This window comes from Actinoplanes sp. M2I2 (genome assembly GCF_023544445.1).
Lineage (GTDB): Bacteria > Actinomycetota > Actinomycetes > Mycobacteriales > Micromonosporaceae > Actinoplanes.
Window position 1 is genome coordinate 124682 of record NZ_JALPVJ010000015.1, and the last position, 22017, is coordinate 146698.

A 22017-nucleotide genomic window follows, 5' to 3' on the forward strand; every position below is an offset into this window, starting at 1 on the left:
CGTATCGCTCCTCTGGCCGACCAAATTAGCTTTACAGTAAAGCTACTACACAGCGAAGCTAGTTCACAGTGAAGGGACATCATGACCGCTGATCCGTTGACGGCCGACTGGTCGCCCGAGCAGACCGCCGCGATCCAGCGGCTTCGCGACTGGGCCATCGGCTTCGCGGAGCTCAACCAGCATCTGGCGGCGTGGATGGGCCTGCCCGGCTCGGATGCGCAAGCGCTCAGCCACATCGTCTGGGCCGCGGAGGAGGACAAGCCGTTGTCACCGGCCGACCTCGCCCGCCAGATCGGCATGACGTCGGGCGCGACCACGGTGTTGCTGAACCGGCTCGAGACCGCGGGTCACATCCGGCGCAGCCGGGAGCACACCGACCGCCGCCGCGTCACCCTGTGGCCCGAACCGGGCGCCCGTGAGCAGGCGCGGCAGTTCGTGGCGGCGGCCGGTACGGAGATCGCCGAGGTCCTGCGGACGACCGACGCCGACGAGCTCCGCCGGGTGACCGCCTTCGTAAAACGGCTCAGCGCGGCCGCCGCCGCGGGGAACCGGCGGCTCCAGCAGCGAGCCGGCGGCCGGTGAGGGTCACTGACCCAGGAGCCAGCGGGACGGGGCGGCCAGCTTGCGGGCCGCGGTCGGGCCCCACGAACCCTGGGCGTAGGCGACGGGCTTGGGCCGGTTGTCGAGCAGCGGCGCCACCGTCTTCCACGTCGCGCTCAGGCCGTCCGGCCGGGTGAACAGCGACCGGTCCCCCAGCAGCACGTCGTTGATCAGGCGGGCGTACGGCGGCAGCGGTTCGGAGTCCGGCAGGGCCTCCAGGGGCAGCCGCACCGAGCCGGCTTCCACGTCGAGCGCCACCCCGGGCCGCTTCACCAGCAGCGAGAGGTCGATCTTGCCGTCACCGGCCAGGTCGAACGTCAGCACGTTGCTCTGCGGCGGCAGATCCGGCAGGGGCGTGGGCGGCGTCTTGAGCACCAGGCTCACCACCTGCCGGCTGTCGGCCATCCGCTTGCCTGTGCGCAGCAGGAACGGCACGCCACGCCAGCGCGCGTTGTCGATCCAGAGCTTCGCCGCCACGTACGTGTCGGTGGTCGTGCCCCGCTTGATGCCCTTGATCGACTTGTAGCCGGTGTACTGACCGAGCACGACGTCGGCCGGGTCGAGCGGCCGGAACGAGCGGATCACGCGCTCCCGGGCGGACTGCAGGTCGGCCGCCCCCAGGCTGGCCGGGGGCTCCATCGCGACCTCGGCGGCCACCTGGAACAGGTGCGTCACGAGCATGTCGAGCACCGCGCCGGTGGCGTCGTAGAACCCGGCCCGCTGCTCGACCCCGAGCGTCTCGGGCACGTCGATCTGCACGCTCTCGATGTGCTCACGGCTCCACAGGGCGGCGAACGCCTCGTTGGCGAAGCGGGTCACGTGCAGGTTCTGGGTCGCTTCCTTGCCGAGGAAGTGGTCGATCCGATAGACCTGCTCCTCCTGGAAGACCCGGTGCACGAGCCGGTTGAGCGAGCGGAACGCCTCCGGCGAGGTGCCGAACGGCTTCTCGTAGACGACCCGCGCGTCCTGGGCCAGATCGTGTTCGCCGAGCGCCTTGGTCGTCTCCTCGAACGCGACCGGCGGGATCGCCAGGTAGTGCACCAGCTGCGGCGAGCCGCCCAGCTCGGCGCGGGCCGACTCGATGACGTCGAGCAGGCTGCCCGGGTCGTCGGTGTTGAAGCCGCCACCGGCGAAGCGCAGCCGGTCGGCGAAGGACTTCCACGGCCCGTCGCCGGGGGCCGGCCCGAACTCCTCGAGCGCCTCGCGCACATGGCCGCGGAAGTCCTCGTGGGAGACGTCGCCGCGTCCGTTGCCGACCAGGAGCCAGTCGTCGGGCAGCAGGCCCTGGATCGCGAGCGTGTAGAAGGCCGGCAGCACCATCCGCCGGGCCAGGTCACCGGTCGCCCCGAAGAGCACGAACACAGTGGGGCCGGGAGTCTTCGCCATGGTCAGCCTTGTGCCCGGCATCCCGGGGCCTCACACCGGCTGTGACGACCGGAACGCCGCCCTAGACCGGCTGGGCCGACCGGAACGTTCCGCGGTAGCCCTGCGGCGTCGTCGACAGGCGCTGCGCGAAGTGGTGCCGCAGCGTCGCCGCGCTGCCGAAGCCGGTGCGCTCGGCGATCGCATCGACCCCCAGATCGGAGTCCTCCAGCAGGTTGCGGGCGAGCAGCATGCGCTGGCTGATCAACCAGTCGTGCGGTGTGGTGCCGGTTTCCTCGCGGAACTTGCGGGCGAACGTCCGCGGCGCCATGTGGGCCAGCTCGGCCATGGTCTCGACGCTGTGCGGCTGGTCGAGAGTGGCCAGCACGGCGCTCAGCACGGGCTGGAGGGTCTCGCACTCGATCGCCTTGAGCGGCGTCTCGATGTATTGCGCCTGGCCGCCCTCGCGGTGCGCCGGCACCACCATCCGCCGGGCGAGCATCCTGGCCACCGCCGTGCTGTGCTCCTGGCGGATCAGGTGCAGCCCGGCGTCGATGCTGGCGGCCGTGCCGGCGCTGGTCAGGATGCGCCCGTCCTGGACGTAGAGCACGTCGGGGTCGACGATCGCGGCCGGGTGGAGCCGGGCCAGGCGGGCCGCGTGCAACCAGTGGGTGGTGCAGCGGCGGCCGTCGAGCAGCCCGGCCGCGCCGAGGGCGAACGCGCCCGTGCACACGCTCATCACCCACGCGCCCCGCTCGTGGGCCCGGCGCAGCGCGGACAGCACCGAGGCGGGCGGTTCGAAGGCGGGATTGTCGTACGGGGCGACCACGACCAGGTCGGCGTCCTCGGTGCGGCTCAGATCATGCCGTACGGAGATGTCGAACCCGGCCCGGCTGGGCACCGCCCGGCCGTCGACCGAGCAGACGGCGAAGTCGTAAGCGGGAAGCCCGTCGGCCGTGCGGTCGTAGCCGAACAGCTCGCACAGGACCCCGAGCTCGAAGACGGCGACGTCGGGAAGGACGATGACGGCCACGTTACGCAGCATGTGATGGAGCATACGGCCGCTTGGCAGGATTTTGAAGGTGTATGGCATCACTGCCACTGTCGTGTTCGGAAGGTCGCGACGATGCTCATCTCATGGCTATCGCACTCACTCTCTTCTTCCTGGTCATCCTCGCCTTCTCGATCGCCGGCCGGACCGCGGACACACGCGACAGCGCCGACTGGAAGCCTTCGGACGGAGGCTTCCGCCATCCGTGAAAAACGGTGGGGCGGCCAGTGACCGCCCCACCGGTCATCAGCCCAGAATCGAGATCGGACGCGGCGACACCACCGGCGGCCGCTGCTTGCCGGTGGCGGCCTTGGTGGCCGCAGCCGGCGACGACGGCAGCGGCTCGGTGAACGGTTGCGCCGCGTCGGTACAGGTCGTGCCGTCCTTCGGCGCCCGGCCGGTCAGCAGATAGGTGTCGATCGCCGTGGTGGCGCAGACCCCCGAGCCGTACGCCGTGTGCCCCCAGTTGTTGCTGGAGAGCAGGCGGGCGTTCGGCGCCAGCCGATCCGAGGACACCGCACCCTGGTAGCTGGTCGCCGGATCCCAGTAGTTGCCGACGATCAGGAACGGGTCGGCGGTGCGCTTGGTGAAGGGCCCGGTGTACGCGTTCTTGTCGCGCACGGTCCAGGTCTGGTTGGCACACTGGCTGTCGATCCAGCCCCACGAGCGGCCGAAGTACGGGGCCTCACGGTCGCGGCGGTCCACGGCGGCCGGCCAGGACTCGGCGCGGGCCGGGTGCTTGCCGTCGGTGCAGATCACCGTGCTCCCGGCGTCGAGCCCGTTGTCGTACGGGAAGTCGTACGCCCGGGACGCCTTGACCGCGTCGACCCGGTCGAGCAGCGCGGCGGTCGAGCCGCCCTCCATGCACCGCGGCGATCTCGGCGGCCAGTTGCGTCACCCCGGCGCCCGCCTCGGTGCTGTAGAGATTGCCCAGAACGGCGCTGACGAAGACCGCGTACGTCACCTCGATCGTGCCACCGGCGCCGTCGGGCAACGAGATCGGATCGGTCGAGGACCTCGGTCTGGGCCCGCACGGACGGGAAGCAGCGCACCTGCTCACTGGCGCCGATACCGCGGGGGTCGACGCCGACGACGTCGAAGCGCTCGAGCAGGGCGTCGCTCAGGAAGTCGGGCGCCGCGAGCGCGAACGCCGTCGACGACCCGCCCGGCCCGCCGGGGTTGACGAACAGGCTGCCGATGCGCTGGGCCTGATTCCTGGCCTTGACCCGCAGCACGGCGATCTCGGTGGTGGCGCCCCGGGGCTTGGCGTAGTCCAGCGGCAGCCGCACGGTGATCTTGCGAATACGGCGAAACCCGGCACACCCCCACAGGAGTGCACCGGGTCGCGGTCGATCGGTCCGGAAAGTTCAGACGCCGGCCATCGCGAGGTTGCGGGTGGTGACCGTGTCCCGCCAGACCGGCCTGGTGACCCAGGTGTGCTCGGGGACCCAGGCGTGCTCGCTGATCCAGCTGTGCTCGACAACCGCGCGCTCACGGCGCACGTGCAGCACGACGCACACGATGGCCGCGCTGACCAGACCCACGCTCGAGGACGCCCAGACCGCCGGCTGACCGGTCAGGATCCCGTACGCCATCCAGGAGGCGCACGCCGCGGCGGCCATCCGCCAGCGCAGCGGCGACAGGCCGGACAGGTCCTGGTGGCGGTCGCGCAGCAGGGCGAGCGGCTGCGGGACGGCCGAGACGAAGGAGACGGCGGCCAGCAGGGTGCCGAGCAGCCCCGCGGCCGTGTGACCGCTGACCCCGGGCAGGGCGGCCAGGCCCAGGCTGATCAGGGCGGCCGTGATGACCCCGCCGGCGCTGCCCGCGCTGACCCGCAGCGCCGCGCGCGTCCGCAGTCGCGGCTGGGTGGCCAGCAGGGCGATCAGGATGGCCAGGCCGGTCAGGCCGGTTGCCACGTTGGTCAGCACCTGGATGCGCTGACCGGCCAGCAGGCCGTAGGTGATCCATCCGAGCGGCATAGCCACGCCGAGGGAGCAGGCCGTGGCGGACAGGCCGTTCGTGCGCCGCTGGACGCACGACTTGTAGACCTGGGGCCAGGAGAGGGAAACGGACAGCGCGGCGGCGACAAGGCCGAGGGCGTGGGTAAGCATGATCCTGTTCTCGGGTCGGGGTCGTGGTGACCCCTCTCCCTTCGCCGGGATCCCCGGGCGGCTGACCGGCTGCCACCGGTCCGCAACGATGTGCCCCCCAACGGCAACCGTCCGCTCCGGGCGTTTTAGCGCAGGTCAAGCGCGTACGCCGCGAGGGGGGTGACGGCTGCGCGGCGCCGTTTGGCACAGTGGACGGATGCTCACCGACGTGGACCTGCCTGCGCCCGGACTGCTCTGGACGCGCTGGACGACGCTCTCCGCCGCGCTGACCGGCATCGGGTACGCCGATGTCTGGTACGTCGACGAGCGCGGGGCGCACCACGACGACCACGGGGGCAGCTGGGCCCGGCTCGCGCTGGTCGACGGCGCCCGGGCGGTGCTGTACGGCTTCGACCGCGACCACAGCGCCACCATCCACGCCGACCCGCCGATCGACCTGCTCACCGGCGCGCCCGGGTGGCTGCCGTGGGACGACCTGACCCCGCTGGCCGAGGACGACCGGCTCGGGTTCGTCGTCTGGCACGCCGAGGGTCGCTGGTCGCGCACCCGATACCGCGACGGGGTGGGCGACGGCCTGGCCACCGTCGTCGCTCCGGTGCTGAGCAACGAGAACACGCTGCGCGAACTGGCCGAGGTCGTCACCGAGTGGGGCCGGCACGAACTGCGGACACCCGCGGAGCGCGACGACGTGCGCAGCGCGAGCGAGGACCTGCTGACCGCGGCGGTGCGCGGCCAGATCTCCGGTACGTCCTTCGAGCGGCTGCTCGGCCGGCTCACCGAACCCACCCTCGACCTGCGCGCCGCGTTGTTCGCGGCCGGGCAGGGCGGCGTCACGGCCGGCACCCGGCCGCCGCGCATCGCCCCCGGGGAACGCCCGCCGATGCGCCGGGTGCGCCGGCTCAGCCAGGGCGAGCACGACCGCCTCGTGTGGGCCGCGATGCAGGACGCGGCCGAGCTGAACCGGCCCGAACCGCCGGTCACGGCCGAGCTGGAGTCGCTGGCGGCCTGGATGCGCGAGCGGTCGCCGCAGCAGGACGGCCGGTGCACGATCCTCGCCTACGCCGACGCGACCAGCCTGAGCGTGCAGGCCGGCAAGCACCCGCCGGCCGACCGGCCGGGCGAGCCCCGCTTCGGGACCTTCCAGGAGATCAGCGCCCTGCTGCGCGAGGTGCGGCGGGCCGAGGCCGACCCCCGGTACGGGCGGTGGTTGTTCCTGCGCGTGCAGACCACCGCGACCGAGATCCTGGTCGAGCGCCGCTACGACTCGTGGCCCAGGTGGTGGGCCGACGACGGCGTCTCCGGCCCGTGGCGCACCAACCTGCTCGAGGAGATGCAAGGCCGGGGCCCGCAGTGGCGACCGGCCTGGACGCGACTGCTCGACCCCGAGGTCGCCTACCGTCCTGCCGGTTAGCGGGCCTTGCCCTCGGTGAGCAGCGTGAGCGACTTGGCCAGGCGCCGCGCCCGCGTCTCGGGCGTCTTGGCCGCGGTGAGCTGGTCGACGTGGTAGCGCTGGTTGGAGAAGGACAGCGTGGCCCAGAAGTCGCGGGCCGCGGGCTCGGCGTCGAGCGCGGCGCGCAGGTCGTCGGGCACCTCGAGCTCGCGCGGCGCGGTGTCCAGCTCGACCTCGACGTCGTACGTCTCGCCGCCGCTCACGCCGGCCGCCTCACGGCGCTCGGAGCTGACGCCCAGCCAGTACCGGCCGCCCATCTTGGCGATCGCCGACCGGAAGGTGAAGCCGTTGACCACGGCGACGACCTTGGGCCGGCCACCGCCGTCCAGCTCGGCGACGACCTCGTCGGGCACCGCGAAACCGGTGGTCGTACCGCCCGTACGCTGCAACTCCGCGCGAAACTTCATGGGGCTTATCTTAGGGCGTATCTGATGGATCACGCGGGGCTGCGGCGTGGCCCAGGTCGCGCCTCACTCCCACGTGATCCATCAGATACGCCCCAAGGGTTCCTCGATCAGCTGGGACCAGTCCGTGACCAGCGGGATCAACTCGCCGGCGGCCCACCGGGGCAGCTGGTCGAGGAAGTGTGGCGAGCCGGGGTCGCCGGACGCGCCGAACGGCACGACCCAGCGGCTGCGCTGCCGGTCGGCGATGTCCCACACATAGCGGGCGACCGGGCCGCGTGAGCACAGATCGGTCACGCCCGGGATGCTGTTCAGGCAGAGCACCGAATCGCGTTCGCCCGAGAGCTCGGTGCGCGGGATTTCGACGGTCGAGCCGGGCAGGCGTACGGGATCGAGCAGGTGCCGGGCGCCCCAGCGGCCCGACTCGACCGTGGCCGGGTCGACCACCTCGGCCGCGGTGAGCCCCAGCCCGGCCAGCACACCGTCGAGCGCCGAGCCGATCCGGACGCGCGGGTTCGTCCAGCTGTCGAAGAGCGGGTCGAACCCGGACGGCTCCATCAACGGCTTGAGGGCCGGATGCTCGTGCAGCCGCCGGGCGACGGCGAACCGCCAGGCCGCGACCCGCCCGGCCTTGACACTGTCCGCCCGCATCGGGGTGTCCATGTGGATGCGCTGAGCGGGCACGCCCTCGTCGATCAGCTCCCGGATGCGGTCGGCGCGGGCCTTGGAGGCGAAGGCGTTCCCGTACGCCTCGGTGTCCGGCCGCCGGTCGTTGGCGTTCACGGCGATGCCCGTCACCTCGACGCGGGTCATCGGCACGTACCCGTCCCGCCAGGCGTACGTCTGATCCCAGGCCGGCACGGGCACCCGCTCGTTCCGCCGGTCGCGCAGCGGAACCCGGCCCACCGTGAGCTGCAGGACCCGCCCGGTGGTGTCGGCCGTGAGGATGCTGTTGACCGGCTCCACCCAGCCCTCGAGCGCGGCCGCGACATCGTCCACCGTGGACGCGTGCAGGAGCGGCAGCAATGCGCCGAACCCGAGGTCGAGCCCGGCCCGGGTGGGCGTGCGCAGACTCAGCGTGCCGTCGACGATCGGCCCGCGAGCCGTCTCGACAACCTCGATCAGTTCACTGCCCCCACCCCGTACGGGAATGGTCTCGGTGTGCACCTCGGCCGGCTCCCACCCGCGCGGACCCCGGGCCTCGACCCCCGACGCCGTCCGGCGCAGCTCCTCGACGAAGAGGTCCTGGTAGTCGGCCATCGCGTTGGTGACCGCCCACGCCACCCCGCCGGTGTGCCCGAAATGTTGCACGCCCGGCACGCCCGCGAAGGTGAGCCCGGCGACGTCGAACTCCTGACAGGACAGCCGGATCTGCTGGTAGACCCCCGGCAGCTCGATCAACCGGTGCGGGTCGCCGGCCACGATCCCCGGAACAGCCCAGGCGTTGCTGCCCGAACTGGCCGCGGCCTCGGACGAGAACCACCGCAGCGCCTCCGGCCCGAGCGTGCGCTCGACGTGCGCGTTCCACATCTTGCTCGGAAAGCTGGCGAACATGATGTGCCGCGCGAGGAACACCCCCAGCGACGACCAGGGGTGCCAGACGAGGCCTTCGGCCCGGACCCCTTCGGCGTACGCCCGGAGCCACTCCCGCGTCCGCCCGTCGAGGCCCGCGAAGGCCCGCCGCGCCGTGTCCTCGATCCGCGCCCGCCGCGCGAACCGGTCCCAGCCCAGCCCGTCCGGCCCGATCAGCTCGGACAGCAGCCCCTCCGACTTGCGGCGCTCGACCTCGATCTGCTGCCGGCGATCACGGGCGGTCACCCGCCCCTGCAGAAACGCCAGCTCATCGACCGTGTCGGCCCGCAAATGCGGAACCCCGTACCCGTCCCGGAAAACCCGCATACGACATGCTTACCCACTCCGCTGGTCCGGAGCGACCCCAAATCGCCACCACGAAGCCGTCACCCGGTGCCAAGGGCGCCGGGCCGCACGCGTCCCGATCGCAACCATGTCCATGTTCACGTCGTCGTCGGATCTCGCGCGGGACGAATCAGGGATAGAGCGTGAGCTGCGGAGCGGAGCCGATCGTGGCGAGCCGGTCGGCCGAGGGCAGCGCGGCCAGGCGCCCGATCGCGACGACCAGGACGGACGTGCCGTCGGGACGATAGACGGTCACGCTGCGCTGCGGACTCGGGGTATCGGCGCCGATGAGGTCGGCCATCACCACGGCGCCACCCGGCCGTTCGCTGCGGGTGCAACTCGCGTGGTCGCCGTTCAGGCAGCGCGGCACGGTGTCCGTCCCGACGGTGCTGATCTTGAAGGCCAGCGAGTACTCGTCCCGGCCGGCGCCGGCCCACGCGACCGCCCGGAAGTCGCCGGCCTTCGGCTCCTGGAAGATCACCGTTCCCGCACAGCCCGGCCGGCCGCCCGGACGGGCCTGCTCCGGCAACAGCGCCGCCAGCGCCGTGGCCAGACGCTGGGCGGCCACCTGCGGCTCCTCGGGCAAGGGGCCGTTGATCGGCGGGCTGTTCCGATCGGCCGGGAAGGACGGAAGGGACGAGTACGTGCACGACGCCCCGGCAGACCCGGTGGCAACCGGAGCCGGTTCGGCCGGCCAGGTCGATCCCGCGGTCCGATTTGTCAGCGTCAGCGAGAGCCCCGCGATGATCAGCACCGCGGCCCCGGCGGAGGCCGCGGTCCATCGCGCCCGGCGACGACGCCGGTGCCCGACGATCAGGTCGTCCAGGTCGATGCCGGTGGGCGGGGCGCCGTCGCTGGCCGCGCGCAACAGGGCCGGCAGATCATCCATGACGGCTCTCCTCTTCCTCGTCGCGCAGAGCGACGCGCATGGTCCGCAGAGCCCGGGCGGTCTGGCTCTTGACGGTTCCGGGTGAGCAGTCGAGCTCGGCGGCCGCCTGCTCGACCGACAGGTCACAGAAGAAGCGCAGCACGATCACGGCCCGCTGCCGCGGCGCCAGTCCGTCGAGCGCCGAGAGCACCGCCATCCGCTCGGTCACCGGCCCGTCCACGCTCTCGGTGCGGAGTTCGGGGAGCGCGTCCCACGACTCCTCCCGCCGCCACGGCCGGCGCCGCTCGTCGAGCAGGCATCGCAACAGCACCCGGCGCACGTACGCGTCGGGATCATCCATCTCGGACACCCGCCGCCAGTGCCGCAGCAACTTGATCAGCGCCGTGGAGACCAGGTCGTCGGCCAGATGCCAATCCCCGCACATGAGAAATGCCGTCCGCCGGAAACGATCCAGCCGCGCGCCGACGTACTCCCGATAGTCGATTCCCACCCCGTGCCTCTCGCGTCGCCTACGACCCAAACGGAGGCGACGACCGGCATGGTTGCCCTACCGCGCCGACTTTCGACCCGCGGCGCGGCAACCGGATCCGGAGTATGGCTCTACTTCGTGATGATCTCGAGGTTGTGGTAGAGCCTGAAGTCCTCGAAGTCTTTGATGTTCAGAGTCGCGAGCGACAGTCCATGAGCGAGGCAACAGGCTGCGATCCACGAATCGTTCGTCGGACGGGGACGTCCCCGGCGCATAGCGGTCGCGGCGAGATGGCCGAAGGTATCGGCGACGTCCTCGTCTCCGACGAGCATGGGTATCGCCGCAAGCCACCCGTCGAGCATTCGTCGATTACTTGTCCCCCAGTCGCGCACTTCAGCCCACTTGATGAGTTCCGCTCGGGTGACGAAGGTGATGAGCGGCTGGGTGCCGAGCAGTCTCGTGGCAAGCGTCGGAGGAAGGCGTTTCTTGATGATCAATGAGGCGACGTCGGTATCGGAGATCACGGCCCGCATGTGATCAAGCCAGGTCGCGCTGGCGTTCGGCGTGGGTGAACTCGAGGAACTCGTCGAGTTCCTTGTCCGACTCGAAGATGTCGGCCGCCATCGCGTCCAGATCGGCCAGGGACAGGATCGGGCGGGCGTTCTTTGCCCGGATCAACTCGTCGACCGTCCGGCGGGCGCGACGCGGAGGAATTGCTGCGTCATCAGGGCTGGTGGTCACGGCGGCCTCCTCTCGAGTGGCCTCGACCGGCTTTCAGCATACGGCTTTTCAGTCTGTGGTGTCGGCGTCGGCCGGGCCGGCCAGGCCGGCCTTCTCGTCCCGGTCGGCCCACTCCAGCAGGGTGGCCAGGGAGTGGTGTTCGTCGTCGATCGTGGCGTGCAGGTCGCCCAGCTCGGCGAACCGGGGTGGGACGGTCAGGATCGTGAAGTCGCGCGGGTCGGCGTCGGGGATCTCGGACCAGGCGATGGGGGTCGACACCGTGGCGGTGGGGACGCCCCGGACCGAGTAGGCACTGGCGATCGTGTGGTCGCGCGCGTTCTGGTTGTAGTCGACGAACACGAGCTGGGGGTCGCGGTCCTTGCGCCACCACGTGGTGGTCACGTCGTCGGGGGCCCGCCGCTCGACCTCGCGGGCGAAGGCCAGGGCGGCCCGGCGTACGTCGGAGAAGCCCCACGACGGCTCGATGCGCACATAGATGTGCAGGCCGCGCCCGCCCGAGGTCTTGGGGTAGCCGGTGATACCCAGGTCGTCGAGGACCTCGTTGGTGACGGCGGCGACCCGGCGGACCCGGTCGTACGGGCAGTCGGGCATCGGGTCGAGGTCGATGCGCCACTCGTCGGGTTTCTCGGTGTCGGCCCGGCGCGAGTTCCACGGGTGGAACTCGACCGTCGACATCTGCACGGCCCAGATGACGTCGGCCGTCTTGGTCACGCAGAGCTCGTCGGCGTGGCGGTTGTAGCGGGGGAACTTCACCCGCACCGTCTCGAGCCAGGGCGGGGCCCCGTGCGGCACGCGTTTCTGGTGGACCTTCTCACCGGCCAGGCCGTCGGGGAAACGGTGCAGCATGCACGGGCGCTCGCGCAGCGCCCGCACGATGCCGTCACCGACCGCCAGGTAGTAGTTGACCAGGTCGAGCTTGGTCAGGCCGAGCTCCGGGAAGTAGACGCGGCCGGGGTTCGACACCCGCACGGTGAAGTCGCCGGCCTCCACCTCGGTCGCCGGGCTCTTGCTCGAAGAGGCCATGCGATCAACATAGCGCCTGTCCCGGGCCCGGGGTGGCGCTGAACAGGCGCTACCCCAGGTGGGCGTCGTCGAGGTCGGCCAACAGGGTGTCGCCCGAGTCGAGGAGGTCGAGCAGCGGAACCACGCGGGGCAGCTCGTGGGTGATGAAGTAGCGCGCGGCCAGGCGCTTGCCCTCGTAGAACGCGCCCTCCCGGCCGTCGGCGGCGGCCAGCTGCGAGAGCCACAGCCAGGCGATCACCAGGTGGCCGGTGGCTTCGAGGTAGGCCGTGGAGTTGGCCAGCGCCGCGGTCGGGTCGCCGCCGGCCCACAGCTTGCGGGTGGTCGTGGCCAGGCGGTCGCACAGGGCGATGACCGGCCGGCCCAGCTCGGGCGGCGCCGCCACGGCCGTGGTCAGGATGCGGCCGATCAGCAGCTGCAGGCCGGCCCCGCCGCGCATCACCATCTTGCGGCCCAGCAGGTCGAGGCCCTGGATGCCGTCGGTGCCCTCGTGGATCGAGTTGAGCCGGTTGTCGCGGTAGAACTGCTCGACCGGATATTCGCGGGTGTAGCCGTAGCCGCCGTGGATCTGGATGGCGTGGTCGTTGGCCAGGCGGCACCACTGCGACGGCCACGCCTTGACGATCGGCGTCAGCACGTCGAGCAGCAGGTCGTTCTCGTCGGAGGGCTCGTCGAGCAGCTTGGCCGCGTAGAGGATCAGGGCCAGGCCACCCTCGACGTACGTCTTGGAGGACAGCAGCATGCGCCGGACGTCGGGATGCCGGACGATCGGCACGGGCGGCGCCGACGGGTCCTTGCCGGCCACCGGGCGACCCTGGGCGCGTTCCCGCGCGTAGTCGAGCGCGTGCAGATAGCCCGTGTAGCCCAGCGCGACCGCGCCCGCGCCCACCCCGATGCGCGCCTCGTTCATCATCTGGAACATGTAGGCCAGGCCCTTGCCTTCCTCGCCGACGAGATAGCCGGTGGCGTCGTCGAAGGAGAGCACGGCGTTGGTCGTGCCGCGGTAGCCCATCTTGTGGTTGAGCCCGGACAGCGCCACCCCGTTGCGCTCGCCGACCGTGCCGTCCGCCCCGACGTGGTGCTTGGGCACGATGAACAGCGACAGCCCCTTGACGCCGGCCGGCGCGCCCGCGGCCCGGGCCAGCACGAGGTGCACGATCGTCTCGCTCAGCTCGTGGTCGCCACCCGAGATCCACATCTTGGAGCCGTCGACCCGGTAGCTGCCGTCGCCAGCCGGAGTGGCCCGGGTCAGCACATCGCTGAGCGACGACCCGGCCTGCGGCTCGGAAAGGCACATGGTGCCGGTGAAGCGGCCGTCGAGCATGGGCCGCACGAACCGGTCGATCTGCTCGGCCGTCCCATGGGTGAGCAGCAGGTTGGCGTTGCCGGCGGTCAGCAGCGAGTACGACGAGGTGGCGATGTTGGCCGCCTGGAACCATGCGAAACAGGCCCGGGCGACGACGTGCGGCATCTGCAGCCCGCCCACCGAGGAGTCCATCGTGGCGCTGAGCAGCCCGGTGTCGTTGAAGACCTTGAGGGCCGCGGCCACCTCGGGGTTCATCCGGACCCGTACGCCGTCGAAGGTCGGCTCCTCGAGGTCGGAGCGCCGGTTGTGCGGGGCGAAGTCGCGCTCGGCGATCTCGGCGGAGACGTCGAGGAACGCGTCGAACGTGTCGCGGGAGTGCTCGGCGAACCTTTCCCGGGCGGTGAGCGCCTCGACGTCGAGCCACTCGTACAGCAGGAAGTCGAGATCACGACGCGAAAGGATCTTGGAGGCCACCGCCGGCACCGCCGTTCTTCGCTGAGGGGACTGAGGCCTTCAGTGTGCCCTCTCAGTCCTCGGCGCGGTGCCTCCCGCCCGGCGCCTGTGGATGACCGCGGGAGTGCTTGACGGCGTACATGGCATGGTCGGCGGCCCGCAGGGCCTCGTCCGGGTCGGTGGAACCGGCGGCCAGGTGCACGCCGACGCTGGCGCCGATCCGCACCGGCGTGCCGGCCACGACGAACGGCGCCGAGACGGCGTCCCGGATGCGCAGGCACATGGCCTCGCTGTCGCCCGGCGCGATCACGCCGGGCATCAGGATGACGAACTCGTCGCCGCCGACGCGGGCCAGCACGTCCTGTTCCCGGACGCAGGCCGACAGCCGCGAGGCGACCTGGCGCAGCAGGTCGTCGCCGGCTTCGTGCCCGTGCGCGTCGTTGATCGGCTTGAACCCGTCGAGGTCGACGAAGAGCACGGCGACCGGCTGCTCGCGCAACGAGCTGCCCAGCGCGTCCTGCATGCGGCGGCGGTTGGGCAGGCCGGTGAGCGAGTCGTGCTCGGCCTCGTGGGCCAGCCGCTCCTGGTAGGCGCGGTTCTCGGAGATGTCGCGGGCGTTGATGACGATGCCGTGCAGCGCCGTGTTGGCCATCTGGTTGGACGCGGTGAACTCGAACCAGCGGTACTCGCCGGTGGCCGAACGCACCCGGCACTGCAGGCGCAGCAGCTCGTCACGGTGGGTTAGCAGCCGAGCGAAGTTGTCGCGCATGTGCTGCTGGTCGTCCGGGTGCACGAGGTCGAAGACGCTGGTGCCGACCAGGACCCCTTCCGGATAGCCGAGCACGGCCGCCGCGCTCGGGCTCGAGTAGTCGATGGTGCCGTCGGCGCCGAGCACCGAGACCAGGTCGGGGGCGTGCTGGAAGAGGGCCTGGAAGCGCTCGTCGGCCCGGCGGCGCTGGACCTGGGAGCGGTAGCCCAGCACCGACATCGCGAGCGCGCCGATCAGCATCATCGCGCCGAGCGTCAGGTTCAGCGTCTGGCTCTTGGCGTGCACGGCGCCGTCGAACGACTTCTTCGTCTGGGTGCGGACGTAGGACCAGCCGCCGGGCAGGCCGCCGACGGTGACCGCGATCATCCGGGTGCCGGCGACGGTGGTGTACTCGACGAACCCGCCGGCCGGCTCGGCGGCCAGCGCCCGGCGGATGGCCGGGTCGATCGGGGTGCCGAGCTGCCGGGTCCGGTTGGTGGCGGCGATCGTCCCGGTGCTGTCGACGACCGCTGTCTGGTGCACGTCCGAGCTGAGCGTGACGGTGTACTGCTGGAGCTGGGTCGTCGCCACGCTGTTGAGGCCGACCAGGATGGCCGCCGGAGCTCCCCCGACCACGACGGGCACGCCGACGGCCTCGAGGTAGGTGCCGTCCACCATCATGATCGACGAGAACCCGGCCTTCGCGCCGCCGGTCAGTTGCGTGAACAGAGGTTTCCAGCCGGCGTGCCCGGCCGCGGGCAGCCCGGTGGGACGCGAGCTGGTCAGCACCCGGCCGTCGAGGCCGAGCAGCAGAGCCCCGTACCCGAAGGTGTCGCTCTTGGCCGCGAAGACGCGCAGCCGCTCCCGGTCGGCGGCGTTGTCGCGACCCAGATGCAGCGGGTTGCCGGTGAGGAACTCGCCCAGCTCGCCGGCCGAGAGCCACTGCAGGCGCCCGACGAGGGTGCCGTTGTTGACGGCGAGCGCCCTCGAGTCGGCCAGGTGGACCTCGTCGGCCGCCTTGAGGGCCGACCGGTTGACCAGGAAGCCGATTGTTCCCGCAGCGGCCAGCAGCACGACGCCGACCACTACGGCGATCCAGTTGCGCAGCCGCATGACCTCTTCGATCGGCAGCCACGGGCGCCACTGAAAGAAAAGTGCCGGCCGATCGGCGAACCCGAGAACGGACAATGGCTACCGAACGCGCCCAGATGGTGCGACTTCGCTTGCCACCCGGGCGCGAACGGAAGATCCTGCCATCGGGGTCCACATAACCGTCGGTGGCGCACGCATCACCCCACCGGCGGTGGTGGCGACGAGGCGGGGGAGCCGATGCGCAGAGTGGTGTTGCCGGCGCCCCCACGGGTCCGGATACCCACCCAGCGCCGGATCCTGTCCTCGGCGCCGACCGCCGTACCGCGCCGCCGGGTCGTCCGCTGCGGGCTGAGCGTCACCGGCTTCGGCCTCTGCGCCGTCTTCTACTGCCTCACCTACACCCCTTCCCTGCTGCCCCGGCCCTGGTTCCTGCAGGGCGTCGTGGCCGGGCTGACCGCCGCTTTCGGGTACGCGGGCGGCACCGCGATCGGGGCGGTGGTGCGGCTGCGGTGGTGGCCTTCGCGCCGGATCGAGCGGATCGCCTGGCGCGTGCTCCTCGTGCTGGTCCCGCCGCTGATCCTGCTCTTCCTCTGGCTGGGCACCCGGTGGCAGCGGGAGCTGCGCGTCCGTCTCGGCCTGCCCCCGCAGCAGGAGTACGACCTGATCCGTACGGTCGGGATCAGCCTGCTCACCTTCGCCCTGCTGTTGCTGCTGGCCCGCTGCCTGAGGCTGGCCGCGCACGGTTTCGCCCGGCTCTTCGGCCGGCTCGTGCCCGAGTCGGCGGCCTACTGCGCGGGCTTCGTGGTGGTGACCCTGATCAGCTACACCGCCTTCGACGGCATCCTGGTCAGCAACCTGTTCACCAGCGCCGACCGGTCCGCCGCGATCACCGACAGCGGGACCGGCAACGGGGTCGTCCAGCCGGGCTCGGCCCTGCGCTCGGGCAGCCGGCAGTCGCTGGTGAGCTGGGACTCGCTGGGCCGGCAGGGTCGCAACTTCGTGACCAAGGCGCCCCCGGCCGACCGGCTCGGCGCCTTCGCCGGCCGGGCCGCGCTCGACCCGATCCGCATCTACGCCGGCCTGTCGTCGGCCGACTCGGTGCAGGAGCGCGCCGCTCTGGTCGTACGGGAGATGGACCGCACCCGGGCCTGGGACCGGTCGGTGATCGCGGTCTTCACGCCGACCGGCACCGGCTGGGTCGACAACGACGTGCCGAGCTCGCTGGAATACATGTACGCCGGGAACACCGCGCTCATGTCGATGCAGTACAGCTATCTGCCGAGCTGGATCTCGTTCGCGGTCGACCGGACCAAGGTGGTCGACGCCGCCTCGGCGCTGATCGGCGCGGTGCGCGAGCGGTGGGCGGCGATGCCCGCGGCCGACCGGCCCAAGCTGCTGATCTTCGGCGAGAGCCTGGGCACGTACGGGACCGAGAAGACCTTCGGTACGGCGGCCGCAATGGTCGACGGGGCGGACGGCATCCTGCTCGAGGGCCCGATGTTCGCCAACCCGATCCACCAGCAGCTCACGGCCGACCGGGCGCCGGGATCGCCGGTGTGGGACCCCGCCTACCCCGGGCTGCCGGTGGAGTTCTCGTCCGAGGCCCACGAGCTGCGCGACCTGGCCGGGTCGCCGCGCGTGGTCTACATGCAGAACTCGTCCGACCCGGTCGTGTGGTGGAGCCCCAGCCTGCTCTGGCGCCAGCCCCAGTGGCTGCGCGGCGGGCGGGGCCCGGACGTCACGCCGGCCATGCACTGGTACCCGGTGATCACCTTCTGGCAGACCACGGTCGACCTGCTCTTCGCCAACAAGGCGCCCATCGGGCACGGCCACGTCTACAAGTCCGGCGCGGTCGACGGCTGGGCCGCGCTGGCTCCCCCACCGGGCTGGACGGTCGGCGACACGCTGCGCCTGCGCGCGCTGCTCGACAACTGACTCGACACCTCACTCGACACCGGATCGGCCGGGTGTCGCCCACCTCGGACCGCTCGGACGGCATCGGCGAACGTCATTGTGTGAGACGTTCCGAGGAGCGTGACACATTCGCCGATGTCAACGAGGAGGAACCTCATGCAACGAAGGCGAGTCAGCATGGCCGCGATCGGCATCCTGGGGGCGGCGCTGATCAGCATCCCGGTCACCGGGTCCGCCGCGGCGGCGGCCCCGGGGGTGTCGTCGGTCGCCGAGTGCACCCCGGTGTCCAACGAGCGCGTCCGCGGCAACCGGCCGGGCGGGTCCGACCCCAACGACCTGACCCGCAGCGAGGCGACGCGGACCGAGAAGCAGCTGACCGAGAGGCTGCGGTCGAAGGGGCTCACCTGGACGTCGAAGGTGCCGAAGGGACCGATCACCGTCGACGTGCGGGTGCACGTCATCACCCGGTCCGACGGCACCGGGGGTGTGACACGGCAGCAGATCGCCGACCAGATCGCCGTGCTCAACGCCGCCTACGGTGGCCGGACGTCGCCGTTCGACGCCCGGACGATCTTCCGGTTCAAGACCAAGTCGATCGACTACACGGCCAACGACGACTGGTACGACTGGTCCGACCCGGACGTGGACCCGTCGGACGACCAGGAGGCCAAGGCCGCGCTGCACAAGGGCGGCTTCGACGACCTCAACATCTACATCGCGGGGCTGGCCGACGGCCTCCTCGGGTACGCGTACTACCCGAACGACGCGACGCTGATCCAGGACGGCGTCGTGATCCTCAACGAGAGCCTGCCCGGCGGCTCGGCGGCGCCCTACAACGAGGGCGACACGCTGACCCACGAGGCCGGCCACTGGTTCGGTCTCTACCACACCTTCGAGAACGGCTGCATGGCTCCCGGTGACGCAGTCTTCGACACGCCTTACCAGGCCGACGGCGACAACATCTTCCAGTGCAACGAGTCCGACGACACGTGTCCCGCCCCGGGCCGTGACCCCGTGCACAACTTCATGAGCTACGGCGACGACCCGTGCCTCGACCGCTTCACCCTCGGTCAGAGCATCCGGATGACGCTGATCTGGTTCGCGTACCGGGCACGTTGATCAGGCGGGGGGCGTCGCGACGGTCGCGGCGCCCCCTCCCGGCGTCAGCGGCGGAGCCAGGGCTGGAGCAGGCGGGTCACCCGGGGCAGCACCAGATAGGTCATGATCGGCGTCAGGCAGAGCGTGCTGATCAGCGTGCGGAGCACGACGTGCAGGTCGGCCAGCAGGTGGTTGAGGGTCACGGCGGCCAGCAGGCTGACCGGGAAGAAGCCCAGCCAGATGGTCACGGCCTGCTTCCACCGGGCCGGCGCCCGGGGGACGCTCTCGCTGACCTCGCGATCGCTCGGCGGGTCGAACCAGCCCTCGATCCCGGTCCGGCGTTCGGTACGGGTGTGCTCGACGAAGCCCTCGGCCGACGACAGCCACCAGCGGCGCTGCGGCGACTCCTCCCAGTTGCGCAGCGAGATCTCGTCGGCGAAGCGGTAGAGCATGTGCCATTCGTCCGACCGCTGATCGGGCCGCACCCAGCCGGTGCCCAGAAAGCCCGGAAAGTCCTCGGCCAGCGTGGTGCCGGCGTTGACCCACGCGATCATCTCGGCGTTCCGGGACGGGTCGGCGCGCCGGGTGATCGCGACGGTGACGGCAGGAGACTCCATGTCCCACATTCTGGTATCTGCTCGTTTCGCGCAGGCCTCGTCTCCGGTTTCGGTGCCGTGGCCCACACGATCCGCTCCGGTTTCGGTTCCCCGGCGCGGGCGGTAAGTTCCGCCCCATGACCTTGCAGCGAAAGTTGTCGATGGCAGCCGTGGGCGCCCTCGCGGCCCTGCTCCTGCCCGCTCCCGCCCAGGCCGGTGGCGGCTCGCCGGGCTGGCAGCTGACCCGGACCGGCACCGAGGCCCGGTTCCGCGGCCTGGCCCCGGTCAGCGCACGGGTGGCCTGGGTAGCCGGCTCGGCCGGCACCGTTCTGCGGACGGTCGACGGCGGCCGCACCTGGGCGTCGGTCGGCCCGGCGGCCGCGGCCGAGCTGGAGTTCCGCGACATCGAGGCGTTCGACGCCCGCCACGCGGTGGCCCTGACGATCGGCAACGGTCCCGACAGCCGCGTGTACGCCACGTCGGACGGCGGCCGTACCTGGAGCGAGACCTTCCGCAACGACGACCCGGCCGCGTTCTACGACTGCATGACGTTCCTCGACCGCAAGCGCGGGCTGGCGCTGTCCGACCCGGTGGACGGCAAGTTCCGCATCCTCGCGACCCGCGACGGCGGCCGCTCCTGGAACGTGCTGCCCCCGGCCGGCATGCCCGCCGCGCTGACCGGCGAGTTCGCCTTCGCCGCGAGCGGCACGTGCCTGGTCTCGGCGGGCGACAAGGCGATGTTCGCCACCGGCGGCGGCGCCCAGTCCCGGGTCTTCACGTCCCGCGACGGCGGCCGCACCTGGTCGGTGACCGCCACCCCGGTTCCGAGCGGGCCGAGCGCCGGCATCTACAGCCTGGCCGTACGCCGCGACGGCGCCGCCATCGCCGTGGGCGGCGACTACGTGACCCCCACCGCCGCCCCCGACGGAGCGGCCTACCTGCGCGGCCGTACGTGGACCGTCGCCCGCACCGTCCCGGGCGAATACCGCTCCGGCTCGGCCTGGACCGGCCGCGGCGGCACCGCCCTGGCCGTGGGCCCCACCGGCAGCGACGTCTCGTACGACGCCGGCCGCACCTGGAAGCGTTTCGACACCGGCAGCTTCGACGCCGTCGAGTGCGTCCCCGGCGCCTGCTGGTCCTCCGGCGAAAAGGGCCGCGTGGCCAAACTGACCCACCAGCACTGATCCGCCCGTCTGTCCCGCTGCCCGCCGGCTCCTCGAGACCCGGCGGGCAGCGCCCTCAGCCGGCGTCGGCGACGCGGCCGTCCGGGGTCAGTCCGTGGAGGTTCCTTTCATCGGGAGCTCAGCCCGCCGACCGGCCAGTCCGGCGGCTCCGCACCCGCTGTGTCGATTGCGGGCGTAGCGGAGGACGGCGAGAACGACACCGGCCGCGGCCAGAGACCAGACCGCTGCCTCGGCCCAGCCGGCGGCCGAGCTCTCGCCGGGCAGACCGTTCCGCAGCGGGAACACGATCAGGTTGGCCGCCGCACCGGCGGGGATGGTGAGCAGGGCCAGCAACCCGGTCAGGCCCGGGCGTCGGGCCAGCGCGCCGGCGACGCCCAGGGCCAGACCGAACACGACCGCCCGCACCAGCCAGTAGCTGACTATCCGCGCGTACGCGTCGATGCCGAACAGCACGTCCGTGGCGTAGTAGGCCAGGGTTGCGGCCAGGAGTCCGCCGGCCGCGGTGACCGCGGCGACGACCAGGGCAACCCTCGGGCGCGGGTGGGTGCCGGTCACCCAGCCGAGGACGAAGGCCAGCGCGGCCCAGGCCCAGCCGGAATCGAGGATCAGGCTGACGAAGATCGCCGTCCAGGTCGCCGCGCTGTCCTCGGTATGGGCCTGCCCCACTTCGCCCAGCAGGCCCGGCACGTTGTTGACGACGGAGGTCGCCGTGCCGAACACCACACCGGCCAAGAGCCCCAGGGCGACGCGCATGAGAAGCAAATCAGGCGGTAGTGCCGCGGACCCACGGGAGCGCGAGGCGCTCGATCAGGACCAGGGCGTAATACAGGATGATGCTGACGACGGCCATCAGGGTCAGGGCGGCGAAGGCCGTCGCCGTGTCGCCCTGGCCGGCGGTCTGGACGATGATCGTGCCCAGGCCCTCGTCGACGCCGCCGGACTGCATCTCGCCCACGGCCACGCCGATGACGGCCAGGGGCATGGCCAGCTTGAGGCCGACGAAGATCTGGGGCAGGGCGGCCGGCACGCGGACGCGCAGGAACGTCTGGGTGCGGGTCGCGTCGAGCGAGCGGGCCAGCTCGGCCAGGTCGGCCGGGGTGCTGGCCAGGCCGGTCGCGGTGGACAGCACGATCGGGAAGAAGCAGAGCAGGAACGCCATGGCCAGCACGGGTTTCGTGCCGAAGCCGAACCAGGCGATCATCAGCGGGGCGATGGCGACCTTCGGTACGGCGTTCAGCGCCACCAGCAACGGGCCGAAGGCGCGCTCGAACGGCTTCCACGCGGCGATCGCCGTGCCCAGGCCCACGCCGATGATCACCGACAGGCCGAAGCCGATCAGGGTCACCCGCAGCGTGTCCCACGTCGTCTGCAGCAGCAGCTCGGGGTACGTCCGGAAGCCCTCGTAGACGTCGACCGGGGACGGCAGGATGATCGGCTGGATGTCGAAGATCTCGACGACGGCCCACCACACCGCGATGGTGGCGACGATGCCGAGCACCGGCCAGGCCACCACGGCCGGTGACCACCGCCGGGCGGGGCGGGCGGGACGGGCCACGGCGGCCTCCGTCGGGGGTGTCAGCGTCTCTTGCACCGGGGTGCTCCTCAGGCGTTG

Annotated in this window: 22 protein-coding genes; 6 read left to right on the forward strand and 16 right to left on the reverse strand. The window is 71.5% G+C overall.

The window, feature by feature from the left end:
* Positions 1-81: 81 nt before the first annotated feature.
* The gene (locus tag HJC40_RS29230) at positions 82-582 is read left to right on the forward strand and encodes a MarR family winged helix-turn-helix transcriptional regulator (RefSeq protein WP_250005917.1); all 501 of its coding nucleotides are present in this window, start codon (positions 82-84) and stop codon (positions 580-582) included.
* 3 nt (positions 583-585) lie between these two features.
* Here HJC40_RS29230 and HJC40_RS29235 read toward each other — a convergent pair whose 3' ends face one another.
* Positions 586-1986, reverse strand: coding sequence for a glucose-6-phosphate dehydrogenase (NADP(+)) (locus HJC40_RS29235; protein WP_250005919.1), 1401 nt, complete (start codon positions 1984-1986; stop codon positions 586-588).
* Between the two features lie 61 nt (positions 1987-2047).
* Positions 2048-3007 carry a GlxA family transcriptional regulator gene (locus HJC40_RS29240; RefSeq protein WP_250005921.1) on the reverse strand — a complete coding sequence of 320 codons (960 nt, stop codon included), beginning with the start codon at positions 3005-3007 and terminating at the stop codon, positions 2048-2050.
* A gap of 92 nt (positions 3008-3099) precedes the next feature.
* Between HJC40_RS29240 and HJC40_RS45570 the strand changes: the two genes are divergently transcribed.
* A complete protein-coding gene (locus tag HJC40_RS45570; RefSeq protein WP_284043887.1) occupies positions 3100-3222 on the forward strand; it encodes a hypothetical protein in 123 nt (40 codons plus the stop codon).
* A gap of 37 nt (positions 3223-3259) precedes the next feature.
* On the opposite strand, the gene HJC40_RS29245 is transcribed toward HJC40_RS45570, so the two are convergent.
* Both HJC40_RS29245 and HJC40_RS29250 read right to left on the reverse strand, forming a co-directional pair.
* Entirely contained in the window at positions 3260-3877 is a 618-nt protein-coding gene (locus tag HJC40_RS29245; protein ID WP_250005923.1) for an alpha/beta hydrolase, read from the reverse strand.
* A 503-nt stretch (positions 3878-4380) separates the two neighbouring features.
* On the reverse strand, positions 4381-5124 hold the full coding sequence (locus tag HJC40_RS29250; RefSeq protein ID WP_250005925.1) for a SemiSWEET transporter: 744 nt from the start codon (positions 5122-5124) through the stop codon (positions 4381-4383).
* A 196-nt stretch (positions 5125-5320) separates the two neighbouring features.
* On the opposite strand from HJC40_RS29250, the gene HJC40_RS29255 reads away from it, so the two are divergent.
* Positions 5321-6535 carry a hypothetical protein gene (locus tag HJC40_RS29255; protein ID WP_250005927.1) on the forward strand — a complete coding sequence of 405 codons (1215 nt, stop codon included), beginning with the start codon at positions 5321-5323 and terminating at the stop codon, positions 6533-6535.
* Here the strand turns inward: HJC40_RS29255 and HJC40_RS29260 are convergent.
* The 9 genes from HJC40_RS29260 to HJC40_RS29300 form a co-directional block, all read right to left on the reverse strand.
* Positions 6532-6981 carry a YdeI/OmpD-associated family protein gene (locus HJC40_RS29260; RefSeq protein ID WP_250005929.1) on the reverse strand — a complete coding sequence of 150 codons (450 nt, stop codon included), beginning with the start codon at positions 6979-6981 and terminating at the stop codon, positions 6532-6534. The two genes, HJC40_RS29255 and HJC40_RS29260, sit on opposite strands and share 4 nt — an antisense overlap.
* 81 nt (positions 6982-7062) lie before the next feature.
* Entirely contained in the window at positions 7063-8877 is a 1815-nt protein-coding gene (locus tag HJC40_RS29265; RefSeq protein WP_250005931.1) for a penicillin acylase family protein, read from the reverse strand.
* Between the two features lie 148 nt (positions 8878-9025).
* Entirely contained in the window at positions 9026-9784 is a 759-nt protein-coding gene (locus tag HJC40_RS29270; protein ID WP_250005933.1) for a hypothetical protein, read from the reverse strand.
* Positions 9777-10274 (reverse strand): SigE family RNA polymerase sigma factor, encoded by a 498-nt coding sequence (locus HJC40_RS29275; protein WP_250005935.1) that lies wholly within the window; start codon positions 10272-10274, stop codon positions 9777-9779. The genes HJC40_RS29270 and HJC40_RS29275 overlap by 8 nt, the downstream gene beginning before the upstream one ends.
* A 110-nt stretch (positions 10275-10384) precedes the next feature.
* Positions 10385-10786 (reverse strand): type II toxin-antitoxin system VapC family toxin, encoded by a 402-nt coding sequence (locus tag HJC40_RS29280; protein WP_250005937.1) that lies wholly within the window; start codon positions 10784-10786, stop codon positions 10385-10387.
* 4 nt (positions 10787-10790) lie between these two features.
* Positions 10791-10994: a hypothetical protein gene (locus HJC40_RS29285; protein ID WP_250005939.1), complete on the reverse strand. Its 204-nt coding sequence runs from the start codon at positions 10992-10994 to the stop codon at positions 10791-10793.
* A gap of 48 nt (positions 10995-11042) precedes the next feature.
* Positions 11043-12017, reverse strand: coding sequence for a non-homologous end-joining DNA ligase (gene ligD, locus HJC40_RS29290; RefSeq protein ID WP_250005941.1), 975 nt, complete (start codon positions 12015-12017; stop codon positions 11043-11045).
* Between the two features lie 49 nt (positions 12018-12066).
* A complete protein-coding gene (locus HJC40_RS29295; protein WP_250005942.1) occupies positions 12067-13794 on the reverse strand; it encodes an acyl-CoA dehydrogenase in 1728 nt (575 codons plus the stop codon).
* A gap of 52 nt (positions 13795-13846) precedes the next feature.
* On the reverse strand, positions 13847-15634 hold the full coding sequence (locus HJC40_RS29300) for a sensor domain-containing diguanylate cyclase (protein WP_250005944.1): 1788 nt from the start codon (positions 15632-15634) through the stop codon (positions 13847-13849).
* Positions 15635-15850: 216 nt separating this feature from the next.
* Between HJC40_RS29300 and HJC40_RS29305 the strand changes: the two genes are divergently transcribed.
* Entirely contained in the window at positions 15851-17548 is a 1698-nt protein-coding gene (locus HJC40_RS29305; RefSeq protein ID WP_250005946.1) for an alpha/beta-hydrolase family protein, read from the forward strand.
* Between the two features lie 135 nt (positions 17549-17683).
* On the forward strand, positions 17684-18646 hold the full coding sequence (locus HJC40_RS29310; protein WP_250005948.1) for a zinc metalloprotease: 963 nt from the start codon (positions 17684-17686) through the stop codon (positions 18644-18646).
* A 44-nt stretch (positions 18647-18690) separates the two neighbouring features.
* Here the strand turns inward: HJC40_RS29310 and HJC40_RS29315 are convergent, their stop codons facing one another.
* Positions 18691-19242 (reverse strand): antibiotic biosynthesis monooxygenase, encoded by a 552-nt coding sequence (locus tag HJC40_RS29315; protein ID WP_250005950.1) that lies wholly within the window; start codon positions 19240-19242, stop codon positions 18691-18693.
* Between the two features lie 116 nt (positions 19243-19358).
* On the opposite strand from HJC40_RS29315, the gene HJC40_RS29320 reads away from it, so the two are divergent.
* The gene (locus tag HJC40_RS29320; protein WP_250005951.1) at positions 19359-20405 is read left to right on the forward strand and encodes an oxidoreductase; all 1047 of its coding nucleotides are present in this window, start codon (positions 19359-19361) and stop codon (positions 20403-20405) included.
* Between the two features lie 87 nt (positions 20406-20492).
* Here the strand turns inward: HJC40_RS29320 and HJC40_RS29325 are convergent, their stop codons facing one another.
* Both HJC40_RS29325 and HJC40_RS29330 read right to left on the reverse strand, forming a co-directional pair.
* Positions 20493-21158 carry a DUF6518 family protein gene (locus HJC40_RS29325; RefSeq protein WP_250005952.1) on the reverse strand — a complete coding sequence of 222 codons (666 nt, stop codon included), beginning with the start codon at positions 21156-21158 and terminating at the stop codon, positions 20493-20495.
* 10 nt (positions 21159-21168) lie between these two features.
* A complete protein-coding gene (locus HJC40_RS29330) occupies positions 21169-21996 on the reverse strand; it encodes an ABC transporter permease (protein WP_250005953.1) in 828 nt (275 codons plus the stop codon).
* Positions 21997-22017 lie beyond the last annotated feature (21 nt).

Coding starts and splice junctions, on each gene's coding strand:
- HJC40_RS29230 (WP_250005917.1), top strand. CDS start 82: ATGACCGCTGATCCGTTGACGGCCGACTGGTCGCCCGAGCAGACCGCC.
- HJC40_RS29235 (WP_250005919.1), bottom strand. CDS start 1,986: ATGGCGAAGACTCCCGGCCCCACTGTGTTCGTGCTCTTCGGGGCGACC.
- HJC40_RS29240 (WP_250005921.1), bottom strand. CDS start 3,007: ATGCTGCGTAACGTGGCCGTCATCGTCCTTCCCGACGTCGCCGTCTTC.
- HJC40_RS45570 (WP_284043887.1), top strand. CDS start 3,100: ATGGCTATCGCACTCACTCTCTTCTTCCTGGTCATCCTCGCCTTCTCG.
- HJC40_RS29245 (WP_250005923.1), bottom strand. CDS start 3,877: ATGGAGGGCGGCTCGACCGCCGCGCTGCTCGACCGGGTCGACGCGGTC.
- HJC40_RS29250 (WP_250005925.1), bottom strand. CDS start 5,124: ATGCTTACCCACGCCCTCGGCCTTGTCGCCGCCGCGCTGTCCGTTTCC.
- HJC40_RS29255 (WP_250005927.1), top strand. CDS start 5,321: ATGCTCACCGACGTGGACCTGCCTGCGCCCGGACTGCTCTGGACGCGC.
- HJC40_RS29260 (WP_250005929.1), bottom strand. CDS start 6,981: ATGAAGTTTCGCGCGGAGTTGCAGCGTACGGGCGGTACGACCACCGGT.
- HJC40_RS29265 (WP_250005931.1), bottom strand. CDS start 8,877: ATGCGGGTTTTCCGGGACGGGTACGGGGTTCCGCATTTGCGGGCCGAC.
- HJC40_RS29270 (WP_250005933.1), bottom strand. CDS start 9,784: ATGGATGATCTGCCGGCCCTGTTGCGCGCGGCCAGCGACGGCGCCCCG.
- HJC40_RS29280 (WP_250005937.1), bottom strand. CDS start 10,786: ATGCGGGCCGTGATCTCCGATACCGACGTCGCCTCATTGATCATCAAG.
- ligD (WP_250005941.1), bottom strand. CDS start 12,017: ATGGCCTCTTCGAGCAAGAGCCCGGCGACCGAGGTGGAGGCCGGCGAC.
- HJC40_RS29300 (WP_250005944.1), bottom strand. CDS start 15,634: ATGCGGCTGCGCAACTGGATCGCCGTAGTGGTCGGCGTCGTGCTGCTG.
- HJC40_RS29305 (WP_250005946.1), top strand. CDS start 15,851: ATGCGCAGAGTGGTGTTGCCGGCGCCCCCACGGGTCCGGATACCCACC.
- HJC40_RS29310 (WP_250005948.1), top strand. CDS start 17,684: ATGCAACGAAGGCGAGTCAGCATGGCCGCGATCGGCATCCTGGGGGCG.
- HJC40_RS29315 (WP_250005950.1), bottom strand. CDS start 19,242: ATGGAGTCTCCTGCCGTCACCGTCGCGATCACCCGGCGCGCCGACCCG.
- HJC40_RS29320 (WP_250005951.1), top strand. CDS start 19,359: ATGACCTTGCAGCGAAAGTTGTCGATGGCAGCCGTGGGCGCCCTCGCG.
- HJC40_RS29325 (WP_250005952.1), bottom strand. CDS start 21,158: ATGCGCGTCGCCCTGGGGCTCTTGGCCGGTGTGGTGTTCGGCACGGCG.